At 27.0% G+C, this 14,732-nt stretch carries 16 protein-coding genes and 2 pseudogenes; 3 read left to right on the plus strand and 15 right to left on the minus strand.

From position 1 onward, the window contains the following. Nucleotides 1-65: 65 nt before the first annotated feature. From BRE_RS04580 to BRE_RS04650, 15 genes and pseudogenes are all read right to left on the minus strand, one after another. A complete protein-coding gene (locus BRE_RS04580; RefSeq protein WP_232212731.1) occupies nt 66-1,052 on the minus strand; it encodes a hypothetical protein in 987 nt (328 codons plus the stop codon). Nucleotides 1,053-1,096: 44 nt separating this feature from the next. After that, nucleotides 1,097-1,663 carry a DUF792 family protein gene (locus BRE_RS04585; RefSeq protein ID WP_012539299.1) on the minus strand — a complete coding sequence of 189 codons (567 nt, stop codon included), beginning with the start codon at nt 1,661-1,663 and terminating at the stop codon, nt 1,097-1,099. Between the two features lie 24 nt (nt 1,664-1,687). Next, nucleotides 1,688-3,154, minus strand: a complete 1,467-nt coding sequence (locus BRE_RS04590) for a hypothetical protein (protein WP_012539300.1) — start codon at nt 3,152-3,154, stop codon at nt 1,688-1,690. 13 nt (nt 3,155-3,167) lie between these two features. After that, a complete protein-coding gene (locus tag BRE_RS04595) occupies nt 3,168-3,386 on the minus strand; it encodes a DUF1322 family protein (protein ID WP_012539301.1) in 219 nt (72 codons plus the stop codon). 24 nt (nt 3,387-3,410) lie between these two features. Next, entirely contained in the window at nt 3,411-3,833 is a 423-nt protein-coding gene (locus tag BRE_RS04600; protein ID WP_012539302.1) for a DUF1473 family protein, read from the minus strand. A gap of 3 nt (nt 3,834-3,836) precedes the next feature. After that, nucleotides 3,837-4,256 (minus strand): DUF1463 family protein, encoded by a 420-nt coding sequence (locus BRE_RS04605; RefSeq protein WP_014683171.1) that lies wholly within the window; start codon nt 4,254-4,256, stop codon nt 3,837-3,839. Further along, nucleotides 4,256-5,332, minus strand: coding sequence for a DUF787 family protein (locus BRE_RS04610; RefSeq protein ID WP_012539304.1), 1,077 nt, complete (start codon nt 5,330-5,332; stop codon nt 4,256-4,258). The genes BRE_RS04605 and BRE_RS04610 overlap by 1 nt, the downstream gene beginning before the upstream one ends. Nucleotides 5,333-5,377: 45 nt before the next feature. Beyond that, complete coding sequence (locus BRE_RS04615; protein WP_012539305.1) at nt 5,378-5,926, minus strand: DUF764 family protein; 549 nt, start codon at nt 5,924-5,926, stop codon at nt 5,378-5,380. Between the two features lie 32 nt (nt 5,927-5,958). Continuing rightward, nucleotides 5,959-6,330, minus strand: a complete 372-nt coding sequence (locus tag BRE_RS04620) for a hypothetical protein (RefSeq protein ID WP_232212732.1) — start codon at nt 6,328-6,330, stop codon at nt 5,959-5,961. After that, nucleotides 6,330-6,722, minus strand: coding sequence for a DUF3890 domain-containing protein (locus tag BRE_RS04625; protein ID WP_232212733.1), 393 nt, complete (start codon nt 6,720-6,722; stop codon nt 6,330-6,332). Before BRE_RS04625 ends, BRE_RS04620 begins: the two co-directional genes overlap by 1 nt. Before the next feature lie 2 nt (nt 6,723-6,724). Then, on the minus strand, nt 6,725-7,648 hold the full coding sequence (locus tag BRE_RS04630; RefSeq protein WP_012539308.1) for a hypothetical protein: 924 nt from the start codon (nt 7,646-7,648) through the stop codon (nt 6,725-6,727). A gap of 96 nt (nt 7,649-7,744) precedes the next feature. Then, nucleotides 7,745-8,338: pseudogene (locus BRE_RS04635) on the minus strand (DUF228 domain-containing protein). A 73-nt stretch (nt 8,339-8,411) separates the two neighbouring features. Continuing rightward, entirely contained in the window at nt 8,412-8,810 is a 399-nt protein-coding gene (locus BRE_RS04640) for a DUF1357 family protein (RefSeq protein WP_232212734.1), read from the minus strand. A gap of 120 nt (nt 8,811-8,930) precedes the next feature. After that, nucleotides 8,931-10,141 (minus strand): annotated as a pseudogene (locus BRE_RS04645) (anti-CBASS protein Acb1 family protein). Nucleotides 10,142-10,396: 255 nt separating this feature from the next. Next, entirely contained in the window at nt 10,397-11,677 is a 1,281-nt protein-coding gene (locus BRE_RS04650) for a hypothetical protein (RefSeq protein WP_012539309.1), read from the minus strand. 295 nt (nt 11,678-11,972) lie between these two features. Between BRE_RS04650 and BRE_RS06510 the strand changes: the two genes are divergently transcribed. From BRE_RS06510 to BRE_RS04665, 3 genes are all read left to right on the plus strand, one after another. Next, entirely contained in the window at nt 11,973-13,010 is a 1,038-nt protein-coding gene (locus tag BRE_RS06510; protein ID WP_041178214.1) for a hypothetical protein, read from the plus strand. A gap of 322 nt (nt 13,011-13,332) precedes the next feature. Continuing rightward, entirely contained in the window at nt 13,333-13,935 is a 603-nt protein-coding gene (locus BRE_RS04660) for a hypothetical protein (protein WP_012539311.1), read from the plus strand. Further along, nucleotides 13,907-14,524 carry a BTA121 domain-containing protein surface lipoprotein gene (locus tag BRE_RS04665; protein ID WP_041178215.1) on the plus strand — a complete coding sequence of 206 codons (618 nt, stop codon included), beginning with the start codon at nt 13,907-13,909 and terminating at the stop codon, nt 14,522-14,524. Before BRE_RS04660 ends, BRE_RS04665 begins: the two co-directional genes overlap by 29 nt. The last annotated feature ends 208 nt before the right edge of the window (nt 14,525-14,732 follow it).

The following is a 14,732-nucleotide window of genomic DNA, read 5'->3' on the forward strand; positions in this document are numbered from 1 at the left end:
CTACAAAATTTAAAAATTCAATTTAACTAAAAAATTCAACATCCAAATCAATCGCCAAATTGCAATTACTCATCACCACTATCTTTACTGCCTCTCTTATAAGTCACAGGTTTCTCACCAAGTGGCCTTACAATAGGTCTTACAAAATTTGGTCTAATATCACTACCAGGTCTCCTAAGACTAGGTCTTATGCTACTTGGTCTAAGGTTGCCTCTCTTAATACTACTTGGTTTTACAACTTTTGACCCTGAAACATTTGGCCTTCCACTTGACTGTCTTGAAACAACAGATCTTGGCATTTCTTGTCTTGGAACAGATTGTTGCACACGACTTTCACGATCATAATTTGGTCTTTGTACTCTACTTACAGGACGACTTCCACGATCATAACCTGGCACTACCGCACCTCTTCTTTCCTGCGAAGCATCATCATATTCATTTTCCATAGAATTATTACCATATCTTTGATCATTTAATTGATGATTTACCTTCTGACCATTTGCACCCAATTTAATACCAAGTCTTTGTTTAATATAATCTTCAACAAACTCAATCTCTTTAAGTTGCAATTTAATAAATAACTTGGTATAGTCTGGATTTTTAATCCAAGTTTTATTGCTAAAAGTTAAAACTCTATGTCTATACATCCCAAATGTATCTTCCATAGGAATTTCTATCAATTGCTTAAATCTATTATCAGTTTCTGTAAAAACATCATCATCAAAATATTGACCATATTCTCTTAAAAACTCATCTTCTACTTGTAAAAAAATATTATCTCGTATCACATTTACAAGACATTTATAATAACCTTCAAGCTCTGATATTCTAGATAAAATATGCTTTGATTTAACATTTTTATTTGGATCATCAACATTTACCAAAATACCATCTACAACTTTATAACTTGCCTCATAAGCTTCCTCAATATCTCGTTCAAAATTCCAACTACTAAAATCAAAAGGTCTAACTAAAGGTGATGATGGACTTACAACTGAATTAAGATTTGAAAATAAAATGAATAAAAATACAATATACCGAACTTTAACCATAAACATTCTCCTAAATAAATATAATTATATTATATAATTATATTTTAACCTTTATAAGTAGAAATATTAAAAGTTTTTAATATTTTAATTTGCAAACTAACATTAATCTCTTCAATAAATGCAGCATCTCTAAATTTTAAAGAATTAATAATAGCCAATTCATGAAATCCAATCATAGGACCATAAACAGAATAATAAGAACCCATCTTAAATCGTTCTCTAAAGTGCACTTTAACAAAATTAACATTAAACTCTAAAACACTATTTGCATAAGATGTTTTTTTAAAATGTTCGATCAAAAACTTATCATGTATGGAAGACAAAATTCCATTAGAAACATTAATTATCTCTGGATTTGACACAACATTATAACTTAAAATTTCACCTTCCTTTAAATTAACATTAACAGTTCCCTGCTCACTACTGGCATTGCTAAAACTCTCCTCGGTTGGTTTTGATTTTGGAAATATAAAAAACAACTGTGGCACATACACAAATCCCTTAAAATCGGGACGAGGAAAAAGGACAATAAAATTAGATGAAGCTGAGAGACTTAAAATATGATTTACAATATCCAAAATCATTGATGTTACATTTTTTTTATCTAACATATAAATATCCTCATAAATAAAATTTTAAGGAATACGCGAGATTGCATTACCAATCTTACTATCATTTATATTACTCCCAAAAGACCCACCTTGAGAATTACGAGTTATTGCATCCGACAAAGCATTAATAGCATTCTCAACATTATTAAAATAAACACTTAAAGGATCTAAAACATTCCTCTCAAAATCCATACCACAAACCTGCTTTATTGAATCTCTAATTTCTATTAAAATTACATTTAAATCATTACAAACATCATTAAATTTTAAACTATCCAAGTCTAAATTGGTTCCCAAATTAGCTTCTGGTTCTATTTTTAAACTGGTTTTATCCACTACATCTTGCTCTGCATCTTCAGATTTCTCTTCATCACTATTCCAACCAATAATTTTCTTTAAATTGAAATCTTTTAACATTACATCTAACTTCGTACCAAATTGTGACATCAAATTAGAAAAAAGATCTGAGGCTAAACCTCCCAAAGGTGCTCCAAGAGAATTACCAAGAGAACCTTTGATATAATCTGTTCTCTTTTCTTTAATAGTAGCAAAACTTTTTGTTAATTGATTCTTAAAAGGAGACAAAATATTATCATTAAATAATTTATAAACAACAGAAACAGCATCATCATTATCATTTGGTTTCTGTTTACCCTTAAAATTACTTGCCAAATTAACCATTTCAAAAAACATTTTGGGTATATCTGTTACACTTTTCTGTTGATCATTAAACAATAGAGATTTAAAACCAGCCGTTTTGCGAATAAAATCATTAATATCCACCTGAGTATCAAATTTGCCCGTACTTGCAAGCATGCTTTTAATTTTTTGAGTTTCAGATTTGTTATAAGTCACATCATTAATTCCCAATACAGAACCACCTTTGGTTTTAAAATCAAAATCACCAGGAAGCATATTTAAACGTGTCTTAGAAGCTGCATTTACATTTAAATATTTAAAAATATCTGAATATAACATATTTGACTTTATATTTGCATTTGAAACCAAATCTAAATTTGAATTTAAGCGTGGCAAATTATCATATAAATTATTAGACTCCATAGGTACTAAAGGTATTAAAAAAGAATTTGAAACTAAAGGTTTAATTAAATTAAAATTATTTTCTTGATTGTCATTCTTTTCTCTAGACCTAAAAGGTTTCATACTTAAATCTTTAAAATTTAAATTTTTCATAGATTTTGGTGATTCAATTAAGTCAAAATCAATATTTGGTAATTTAGATTTTGATAATTTGGGCAAATAACTTATAAAATCATCACTAAAATCTTTGGCAAAGACTTTACCAAAATCTTTAGATTTAAAATCATTAGAGTTAGATATAGAAAAAAGAGAAGCTATTTGTTTTTTAAAAAAATCATTACTACCCATAAACTTTGATTTAAATTTTGATTTTAAATATTCATCTAACTCAATATTAAAATTAGAAAGATAGGTTAAATCTTTCTTTGTAGCATCAATGCCCAAACCCATAAAAAATCTCCCATTAACCTAATAACTTTGAAACCAAAAATTTTTCATACACTTTTTTCTTAAGTTTAAAATTAGCAATTTTGTTAATTTCCATAAGTTCATCATATTTAAACTTCTTAACATCATTAAATGTACAAACCTCCATTAAAACGGGGAAATAATACTTACAAGTTTCACTTCTTAAATACTTTAAATAATTTAAATATTCATTTAAAATTTCACTGCGATTCATAAATTTTCCTTAAATTTTTTAAATCTAACCAACTTCTCTTAACACTAAATCATCATAATTCCACCTCTCATCAATATATGAATACTTAACAAAAGTCCCATCAGAATCTTGAAAACTCTCAATATAAACCAGACTAGGCTTTTGCAATCCCGATATTTTTTCAACTAAAGAATACTCAATAGCAAACAAAATAGTAGGAAGTGGATATTTATACAAAAATGAATACTCTTTATTATCATTAATAATGTCATAAAATTCATCAAAAAAAGATGCAGATATCATTAAAGAGCTTATTTTTTTCAAAGTAGATAAATTATTTAATTCTCGTCTTAAAGTTTCTTGACTTGAATCAAAACCTAAAATAGAATCCCAATCATACATAGGAATATCTCTTATAACATATTCATAAGCTTTATGCTTAGTTAAAATTTTAAGTTTATATCTCATTCATCAACTCCTCTCAACTTCACAATTAATTGCATGAATTACAAAATTTACAGTATCACTGCCACTTGCATAAGTTCTACTTGGAATTTCAGAAAAAAATGCACTATTAGAAATAATCTTAAGTCCCATCTGGTCATTAAAAACCAATGATTTTAATTTGTCTCTCTTATAGCTAGAACCATAAAATTGCTCATTACTAAGTTTAGTTAACACCTTATAATCAAATGATCCTTTGGTAATCTCTAAATTAAATATGTGAATAATAGTTCTAGGATCTCTAAAACTTGGAATTGGAACATTTCGCTCCTCAGTACTGGCAGTTGCCATAACATTTGGAGAAGTTGAATATTGCAATTTGCCCCTATCAATAAGCACACCTGAGAAACTAAAGAACACTAAATCTAATGAATAATAATCCTTCATCAATCAACCTCCCGTCTTAAATAATCATTAATATCATCACTACTTATGTTTAACACAACACTCTTAAAACTATCATTATATTTAACACGAATAGACAAATCTAAACCCAAAATATTATCTCTCTTAAGTCCAAACTTAATATCACCAAAAGACACAATAAGTCCCCTCTCTTTAAATTCTTTAAATAAACACTCAAGTCCTGCTGTATAAGCATTTGGTTTCCCATCAGCAAATTTTAATTCACTAAGCTTACTATTTTGCCTATGATTTCGATTCCAAATACGAATAAGTTCATGTGTTGATTCATTCTTTAAAAGACAATAAGTGAATGCCTCATCAATTGGCATTGATGAACAATCTACCGCTTCCTTAAATGCCAAAACACCATCTCTACCGGTTTCATTTAAAAGCGAATAAAAATTAATATTATTACGTCTTAAATTATTAATCAAAGTTGCATCATAAATTGGACTTGCTCGTAATGTAATTCCATAAGGATTTACAGAATGAAACATGCTAGCTTCATATAAATATTTAGCTACAAATTTAAGATGTAAATTATCAGCACCATTATCATAAACCAAAATAACACCATCCCTCTGACTTACTGCTAACGCTTCCAAAAATTCAGGCAGTCTATTAAGATTTGTTGAGAATACTACAAATTTAACAAGACCTTTAATCATATTCCATTCTGCTCCAAAATTTTCTTCTAGATTAGCAACAAATATAACAACTACATGTATATTTTTCTTTAAAAACTTAACAACATCTTCTATATTTTCGTAGATATAAAAATCAAAAGACCTAAGCCCCTCCTCATTAAAAAAATCATTGCTACTCTTTATTAAAAACTCAATCTGATCGGCAGCTAATTTAACCTTTCCTACATCTGTTTTAACATCATCTCTTACACTCATAGAAGTTAAAAAATCTCTAAAACTTCCACTAGTCAAGACGAAATGCCCTTTTTCTAAAACATCACTCTTATAAATAAGCAAAGGATTATAATAACCAATATTATTCAACTTCACTTTATCTTCAATTAAATTGACATTAATTGTATCTTGTGGCATATTATCTCCTATTTTTAAATTTAACTTTTAAGTTTAATTTATTTTTTAATCTATTTTATTTTCAACAATTTGTATATTTGCCCTGTAATTCTGACTAAGTCCCAAAACACCTTTTAATCCATTACAAGAAGTCTTAACAAACCCTCCATTTCTTAAATCACTTGTGGATTTTAAATAATAATTCAAAGATAAATCATATTCCTTTTCTAAAGGATTTTGTTTTAAAAACTTAAATTTAAATGCATTCTCATGCAAAAATTCTAAAAAATATTCATAAATAGTATGCAATCCAACATATATCTTAAGTTCCCCAACCTCTCCCACAAATCCCAAAAAGAAAAGTATAAATTTAAATCCAAACTCATTAACATTCTCATAAAAACTCCCACTTCTAAAATTCCTAACATCCAAAGAATCAAAACCTTCAGGCCTTATTACTAAAAGATAAGAACCATTAATTTCTAGATCATTTAAATATAAAGGATTATAAGAATTGATAATCTTCACTTTTAAAGAATGTTTCTTTAAATAATCTTTAAACTCAAACAATATTTTTACTAAAAAAGTTTGAGATTCATATAAACTCAGTAACACAAATATTCTCCAAATAAACGTAAAAATTTAAGTTAAAGTTTTCTAAGCATCAAAACAATATATCTAAATCTTTGATTTAAAGAAAAATTTAAATGCCTACTTACACTTAAAATTTCCATAATATCATTACCCACTAATAATTGCTCTCCTGAATTAAAATCAAGAATATCTAAAGTATAAGTCTTTGCATGAATTTCTTTAACAAATATATTAGAATCAAAAAGCTCAATATTACTCTCACCACTTGGTAAAAACACTCCATCAAATTTAATAGGAGTTGTCTTATCAATCTTAATTTCATAAGAAAAATTGGTCCTGTTTTTAATTAAATTTTTCTTAAATAAAAACATTGGTTGTGTATACCTTTTCATATTTCGAACTATGGCTAAATTAATAGCATCCATCATACAACCCCTATTAAAACTTTCCTATTAGTCTTAATATCCTCTACAAGATTATTAAAAGCAGAACAAAAATCATTAACCAAAACTTCACCATGCAATGCATCATCAAAATACTCAACTGATACTTCACCTAATCTTTCTGATTTAATTTTACCCAAATCAAAATACAAAAGTTTTCCTCGCTTTTTAAGTTCACATCCAATAAAATAATAAATAAGCAAAAACACATTACTTGAATTTAAATCTTTAAGTCCTAAACCTCTGCTAAGTAAAACATCCTCAAGTAACCCTATATACAAATTAAATTCTTCAAAATTAAAATCTAAACTCTTAATCATAAGTAAATTCAATATTTTAGAATAAATTTTATCTAAATCCTCATTACTATCCATTATTATGTCCAACTTATCTTAAATCTAAGTATTGATTTTTCACTTGCAAGAATGCTTCCAATAGAAAAATCCAAAAAACTAGTTCTAAAATTACTACTTGACATTTGTGTATATGCATTTAAAATTGGAGGATGTCCATCTTTTAGCAATAAAAGCTTAGAACTTTTTGGATAAATTAACATCTCATCATCCAATAAATTGGTAGTCTCAAACTCAATATCAGCATCATTATTTATTGCTCTTAGAGAATCAAACAACACATCTTTATATGAATAATTATTATTACTCAATCTCTCAAGCAATATCGCTTTAATTTTAGGAGTTGTAAGTACTCTAAAAGGCACTCCTCGCTCATCTTCTACATTAATATTACCAATCTCATCATTACAAGCCTTTATTAAATCAGAAGCTTTAGTAATTTTAATATTTTTATCTATTTGTCCTGGAATATTAAGTAATCCATACATAGTTTCTCTATTAGAATCATCAACCAAAAGTGTTCTCTCTTTAGAACCAGAAAAACACAAACCACCCCTTAAATAATGTGAACTTAAAAGTTTATGTATTTGTGATAAGGAATACCTAAGTCCTTCTCTCATATTAATATTATTAACTGCTTGAATATCCAATCTGCCATCAGGTGCATAATATGTAAATGCATATTGAAAAGGTAAATAATTAACAAGAACAACTTGTCTTTTAAACTTAATAGTAGCAACCGTACTAAAATCATTTACTTTCAGTGTTGGTAAATCCACGATACTAGAATTCCATTTAATAACTCGCTCACTTGTAAGTGATGCATCATTAGTTTCTATTTGTTCATTATCAAAAAAATGATAATATTCAGGGATTGGCCTATCAACAAAAAGAGAATCTCTAAGAGTATTTACAAATTCTTCATTATTAAATAAACTTTCACTCAATGTTTAATATCTCCTTAATTTTAACTAATTTTTTCAAATTTATTTTTAAAATTGAATTATTAATTCAATTACTATTTAAATTACCATATCATTTACTTATAAAGGCTTACTGATAAGCATTACCTTTGCACCATAAAATCCTGACTTATCTTTAAACTCTAAAGCATCACTTAAAGCCAAAGCTTGCATATAAGTACCATTGGCCTTCACCTTTGAAAGTACTCCCATATCATCAAAAACCAATTTATCACCAGACTTAACATTCATATCTCACAACAAAATACATTCAAAACTATTTGCAATTGAGATGACTGTTGCTGTTCGTGTCAAATCATCATAATCTATGCAAATTCCATAAAGATCACTCCCACCACCACGTGTCACGCAAGTTGACATACCATTTTGCACAACAAGTTTAACTCCACGTTTATAGCAAAACCCAATATCTTGATAATTTTCAAATTTATCTGCCAAAGAATACTGCAAGCCCCCTCTATGAGCAAAATAAATATCTAGAGATCCAAACTGAACCTCTCTATCAAAAACTGCTGGATATGTGGTATGATCTTTTAGTCGCATCAAAACTTCTGATTGCTTGCCCAATTTTAAATATGCAAGTTCACTCTCAAGTCTATCCTTTTCCCTAGTAAGTCTCTCGACACTGGCCTCTAATGCACTCTTATCTGCCATAAATACTCTCCTATTTTAAATTTATATTAAACTTAAATTAACTTAACTTAAAGATTTAAACATTATAAAAATCTTACCTAATTTGCATCCACTCATTAAGCATTGCCTGTTTTAAATCTTTATAATCTTTTATTTTATGACTTGCATTTCTTAAATTTAACACCTCCTGAACATTGCCTTTAGTAAAAGTCATAAGACCATATGAATTATTACTATTTTTAAATGAATCAATACTCACACTTGCAAGTCTTAGCAATATATCTTTAATCTGACTATTTAAATTTAAAATATCAAGACTACCTGCAACTGCCAATATTTGCTTCTCATCAACATATTTTTTAATGAGTTCACACACTTGAATATCTAAAACTTCACCAAGTGCATGACCTGAATTAATAAGTTCTTTTGTATTATAACTTAAACTCAAGTTATCATCAGCAAGCCTAGTAATCCAAACAGCTCTAGTTAACAATTCATTATTATTAATATCATTACTGATATTATGCTCAAATTTAATTTAAATCTTGATTTACATCAACAGTTTTATCACCATCTTCAATGTCATTCTTTAGATTAACACCAGAAGCCTTTATCATTCACTAAACCACCTAAAATTAAAATGTAATTTACTATTTAATATTTCTATCTCATCATCACTTAAAGAATTTGATCTTACAATATCTAAATACTTAGAATAAACATCAAGAAACATCTTATCTTCCTCCAATCTTTCTTTATCACTAAGTACAATTAGATCATTAAAATACATATTAAGCCTGTAATACTTATTAAGCTTAATATTAACTGAGAGTGCTGCTGCTTCCTGAACGGTATGTAAAAAGTCAATATAGTTAGTCCTATCTCCCTTACCATCACTCCCCAAACCCTTTACCTACTCATAAAATTTCTCGTCAATGGTTCTTTACTATCAGCACCTATTTTTGCTTTTACAAGTTCAAATGCATCCTTTAAAAAAGAGAGATCATATTTTATAACCTGCAAACTTGCTCCCTCATCAGCACTATAAAATACTCCATCATTACTCAATCCACTCTTTAATCTCTCAATCATACGGCTAAGCTCATAATCGACTGTTTCCAAATTTTTTTGATTATCATCATTTTTAAAAAATGTAGAAAATAAACCTCTGCCCTTACTACTAAAATGACTTATTTGATTCTTAGCATCCTGTAAAGCATCCATAAGACCAACCAATTGTTCGTCCTTGTAAAATAAAAAATTATATTGCCCAATACGTTTTTCTATTTTTGTATATATCTGCTCTAACAAACAAATATCTAAAAGTAAACTTTGAGTGTAAACTAGTGTATGTTCATTCAATACATAATCAAAATTCTCATAAATTACAACTCTACTTTTATGCACAATAATAAAAGTACCATCATCTTGAAAATACTTTAAATAATCACTATTGTGATCATCTTTTATTCGATTATAATCTAAATACTTAAATCCAAATGGCAATTCATCATTAACACTTTTACTTAAATCTTCATACAAATCTTTAGGTCTAATTAAAATATATCCAGCACCATTAAATCTATAACTTATAATTGCTTCAAGAAGTGCATTTGAAAGTTCTAAATTTAAAAATTTTAAACTACTATAATCAAAAGAATCTTTCAAATATTCTAATTTAATTCCACACTTCAATGCATCTTCTGCTGAATTTTCTATATAATTCCTAAAAAATAACGAATATTTATAAAGCTTTAATGGATCTATTGAATATCTTTTAAATAACGCATGTTCAAAATCATTCATGGGTTTTTTAAATATCATAAATTAATTATATCATTGATATTTAACTTTGTAAATTAAATATCAAAAATATCAATCAAATTTACAAATAATTATACATATACATCTATTTTTTGAGTCTTAATTTATTTAAGACTTTAAATAAAATTTATCAACAATAAACATTATCAAAAATATAAATAAATTTACCTTAAGACCCAAAAGTCTTAAGGTAAGTAACTAAATTTATAAATATTTATAAATCTAAACAATAACCAAAATAACTGCTCTTATTTATTATTGTCCAAGAATACCTTGTTTTAGTTGAGCCAAATCAGAACTATTAGAAGCGTGAAATTTAGCTTCCATCATCCATATTAAGTCTTGAGTATCTGCAGATTTATCAGAAGAATCAGCATAGTACCACAAAGTATCTGCCACATTTTCAAAGAATACTCTTATAGAACTAGAATAATCCTTATAACAAAGAGCTAAATCAATCAAAGCTGCAACATGATAATAATTTTTAATATCACTAGAAGACTTAATTCCAGCTTTCTCTAAAATATCACTTTTATCTCTGACACCATTCTCAATTAAAGATTTAACTTCTGCTGAATTTGCAGCATTTTCCTTCATAAAGTCATAAAATTTTTTCACAGAGCGTCCAAGTTCCAATCTTCTTATATCACCAGCAACAGTATCTTCTTTGGACATACCCATTAATTTTTCATATTTTGTTTTAATTTTCTCTTTATAATCGTGACGATTTTTAAGTCTACTAGAATAGGAATTTTTATCTATAAGAGAAATAACATCTTTAAGATGTTTTTCTAAAAAATTAAACATCTTTTTCTCATCATCAGAAATATACACTTTTGTAGCTCTTTCTCCTGGACGAACCTTGTAAGTTTGACAGTAAACTTTAGAACGTGATTCATTACTCATTTTGTGTCCAGAATAATTTGTAGGCTTTTTATATGTATTTTGCTTAGTAGAAACAGAAACAGGTTTTCTGGTTTTTACAACAGGAGAAGCAACTACTTGTTTAATTTCACCATTAACATCTCCTTCTAATTTAGCAACCAAAGATTTAAAATCTGAACCCTTAGCAACAACATCTGATACTTTAGCAACTAAATCTCCTTGCACCTCACCTGGCTTACCAAAAACTTCTGCCTTAACATCAGCAACCAATTTCTTAGCACCATCAAGAGCAACAACCATTGCCTCCCCAACAGCAGAAACATCAATCTTACCATCTCTATCAACATTAACAGAAATTGAGCCTTTACCTTCAGCACCAATAACAACATCTTTATCTTTATAAACAAAAGTACCATCTTCATTTAGAACAACAACATTACCATGTTCATCAAAATAATTACCCTGATCATCAACATAATAATATTCATATTCAACATGTTCCTCGACAAGATCACCCAAGAAACGTTCTGCACCTTCAATAATAGTTTGCAACCTATCTTTCCCTTCATCATCTTTACCAAGCAATCCAGTCAAATCACAACCAAATGATAAGATGATTAAGAGAGTAATAAAAATTTTATAAATCTTCATTATTTTCCTCCTTACATAAGTTAAATAAATTTTTAAATACTAAGTTTAACAAATATACACCAATAAATTAAAATTTAAAGAACAAATATGTAAAAATGATTGTCAGCAATCCACTATAACAATTATTTTGAAACTGTTTACATAAAAGCAAACATGCTCTACATTTCAATTAATGCCAATCGCAAATACAGATAAAAATATAAATATATTTATCCCAATATAATTAAAACAATATTGTTATATTAATTTAATTATGTTAGTTTTTAAAATACGTTTAAATAAATGGAGAATGTTTATGCAAAAATTATCACAAATATTTATTATTTTATGTTTATTAACAAACTGCGATCTTAAAACAAAACAAAGGGTTGATGATAGGGGGGTTGATGAGCAAAATCCTAAATCAACACAACAACAAACAGAGCCAACAGATCCAGAAATAACATTTAATCAAGAAGCTCAAAAAATAATACAAAAACTAAATCCTGAAGAGAATGAAGCATTAATGTTTGTAATCAATGCTTTATACAATAAAAAAACAGATAAAGACAACAAAGCTTATACAATTAAACAAATTAATGACTTTATAATACATTTGGATGCAGAACAAATTAGAGAGATGATTGCAAATACTATAAAAGTATTAAAAGAAACAAATATAAAAGTATTAAAAGATAAAAAAGAGACAAATGAAGGATTTGAAAGCATTAGGCATTACCCCCACGGCAAAGAGCTAAATAAACGACTAAAGAAAATAATAAATAAATATATGGAAGATATTCAACAAGCTGCTAATCAAGTTTCTTTTGATATTGCAAAAATTAATATCCAAAACACACTTATAGATAATGATGAAATAAAAAAAATATATGATGAGGAAAACCGAGCCATAGAGGTTCAAAAAATGCACGACAGAGCAAAAAAAGAAGACAAAGATTCATGGTATCCATATTATGCCTTCCTACATTTTGTAATAATACCTGAAAAAAGTTGCACACATGACCAATTCAACCAGTTTATATTAAATAGGGGACCAAATAAAATAAAAACCATATTTAAAAAATTGACACCAGCTCTAAAAGCTGAAAAAAGTGCAAAGAAAACGATTTTCCAAATTGCTGATAAGTGTCAACAAGATAAACTATATTCGACACTATGCTCATATGCTATAAATTCACGCAAAGCAATGATACAAGCTATTGCTAATGGTAATCTTGACTTTGATCAAATTGAGGCAAATTTGATGCAACTTCCTTCTTACTTAGATCAAATTAAAGCACTTCAAAAACAAGCAAAAGATATTTTAAAAGATCAAAAAGAAGAAACTAAATGAATAAAACCAATAAAAATCATGCTTAGCAAGCTTTAGCAAAGCTATACATATAATACAAAATTAAAAGAAACAATCTCCATCAATATACGATGGAGATTAATATTAATTCATATTTAATTAAATCTAAAAACAAACTCTAAATAAACTAATTAAGTCTAAAAAAAGAAAATCATACTGCTTAAACAACTATTTAATTTATAATCTTCTTGACTACCCAACTTAAAAATTAAACTAAAAAACAATACATAAATTATATTTTACATTTATGTACATCTTGAATATTTCTATACATGATAAAATAAATTAAAAGCGAGGATGCATAATGCAAAAATGGTTAATATTATTTATTATTTCATATTTATTAATAAGTTGTAATAATCCCCAAAAGAATACAAAAATTGCCACATCCAACAATGATTATCATTTAAAACAAACAGCAATATCAACGACAAAACCAAAAACAACAAACAAAGACCAAATAGCAAACAACATTTATGATCAAAATAGTCAATTCAATAAATTGATATTAAATACAACTCAAAAAAAAACTAAATATACATTTAAAAATATTGTAAAAAAATTTGACAACCAAAATATTGCAAACAAAAATATTCATAAGACCACTGCAAAACAAATTGCAGACTCTCAATCTTTAACACCAGATTTTATATCAAATTCAACAGCACAACTAAATCCTGAAGAAAATGAAGCATTAAATTTTTTAACAGAAACTTTAAAAGACAATAATATAGCTAAAAATAGCAAAACTTATATGGATAAAGAAATTAATGATTTTATAATATATTTAAAACCACAACAAATTAAAAAAATGATTGCAAATATTCAACAAGCATTAAAAGAGATAGAAAATATAGAAAGCAATATAAAAAAGGTCTATGATTATAAAAAAAACCGAACTAAATAATCGATTAAAAGACGAAATAAATAATTATAAAATAGCCCTTAAACTAGCTGCCAATCAAGAATCTTTCGATACTATAAAGACCAATATTCAAAATACATCTATTAATCTAACCGAAATTACAAATATACAAAATGAAGCAAAACGAGCTATTGACGTTCAAGAGATATCTTTAAATCTAACTGATGATGAACTTTGTGCATTATTTTTCTTCGTAGAACCTTTACAAGAAATAAATTACAAAACATCTAATAAACATTATACATATGACCAATTTAATCAATTTATATTATATTTAGGAATAGATAAAGTTAAAGATATGCTTAAAAATATTGTAAAAGAATTTCATAAAGAAAAAGCTGTAACATACTACATTAAGAAAATCATCAAGAATAGAAACCCCAAAAATAATTTGAATAATTACTTAGAATTCATCAAACAAGATTACAAAAGATTGCTTCTAGAAGCTTTTGACAATAGTACAATTTCTCCTGATGTTATTAGACAAAACATTAAAAAAATCTCTTTTGATAAGTTTGACAAAATCAGACAGAAAGCAATAGGTATTATCAAAAACCAACTATATAAATAATAAAATATAAATTTATTATTCTTAAATTAAAAGTAATTACCATTATAGACTTAAAAAATTGATTATATTATTTTAAAAATATCAATTTTTTGATATTTTTTTTATTTAAAAAATATTGATATATATTTAAAGTAGCAAACACAAAAATAATTTTAAAACTGGAAGATATTTATTTATGCAAAAATTATTACTCTTAACAATTATTTCA

The sequence above is a fragment of the Borrelia recurrentis A1 genome, assembly GCF_000019705.1.
GTDB lineage: Bacteria > Spirochaetota > Spirochaetia > Borreliales > Borreliaceae > Borrelia > Borrelia duttonii.